We start from the raw sequence: 1223 nt of genomic DNA, 5'->3' as shown, positions 1-1223 counted from the left end.
GTTTGAGGCAACGACACGATGATGAATAATAGCACAAAAATCTGTCTTACCAGAGCACCAAAAAATAAAAAACAAAAAGATATTTTTACTTATCTTTCTTTATTTTCAGGCATTGGTGGATTTGAATTAGGCATTCAGCAATCAATGCCTTATGCTAAATGTGTAGGGTTTAGTGAAACAAACCCTTATGCAAAATCAATTTATCAAAGAGTTTTTAAAAGTCACAAGGATTACAAAGATGTTACAGAAATTAACGAAAACGAGTTGCCAGAATTTGATTGCCTGGTTGCAGGATTCCCTTGTCAGCCATTCTCGTTGTCAGGAAAAAGACAGGGGTTCAATGACACAAGAGGAACATTATTTTTTGACATTGTCAGAATTCTTAGAGCAAAACGCCCAAAAGTGTTTGTACTTGAAAATGTCCAAGGATTGTTGTCACACGATGAAGGGCGAACCTTTGGAGTCATTATCAAAACATTGGATGAACTTTGGTACGATGTCCAGTGGCAGGTGCTTAACTGCAAACATCATGGAACACCGCAAGATCGAAATAGAGTGTTCATTGTGGGATATTCTAGAGCCTACGACCAAAGTGGAAAAAAAATATTACCTATCCGCTACTCAGGCTCAAAAGTTGCTGAAGGCAGGAAACCGAAAGTCATAGGTAATACCAATCCGTCTGGTACTGGTATGAACGGTAATGTTTATAGTTCTGCCACTCTTGCACCTACACTTACTACGAATAAAGGAGAGGGACTGAAAATTTTTCATTCAGAGAGGGTGTTTACAGCCAAAGACAGTAACGAGATGGGTGGCAGTCTAGGGCTACTTTCAAGAAACAATGGTATTTGTTATGCGTTAACAAAAAAACATGCAAATCATATCGTCCAATTAACAAAATCTAGCTTAATTCAGGACGCTAGAGTTTATGATCCTTATGGCATTGGAGTAACACTCAAGTCTAAAGGCAGTAATGAGATAGGCACAAATACAGAGCTGTACCTGATAAAGAATAGAGTTAGAAGATTAACGCCAATTGAGTGTGAAAGATTGCAAGATATTCCCGATGGACATACTAAATTTGGCAAGAACAATGAAGTTATATCAGATGCACAAAGGTATGCCTGCATTGGAAACGCAGTAAACAGCAAAGTTATTCAGATTATTTTTGATAAATTAAAAGATGCTTTGATTGATAAAAAAGAAGAAGAAAAAATATTAAT

General features: G+C 36.8%; 1 protein-coding gene. It reads left to right on the top strand.

Translation table 11 applies throughout. From position 1 onward, the window contains the following. Window positions 1–18: 18 nt before the first annotated feature. The coding region (gene dcm, locus BAZSYMA_RS06505; RefSeq protein ID WP_143243128.1) for a DNA (cytosine-5-)-methyltransferase at window positions 19–1223 on the top strand (1205 nt) is incomplete at its 3' end.

Origin of the sequence: Bathymodiolus azoricus thioautotrophic gill symbiont (genome assembly GCF_001298715.1) — a bacterium.
GTDB lineage: Bacteria > Pseudomonadota > Gammaproteobacteria > PS1 > Pseudothioglobaceae > Thiodubiliella.
This window is presented reverse-complemented; position numbering and strand designations above follow the sequence as displayed.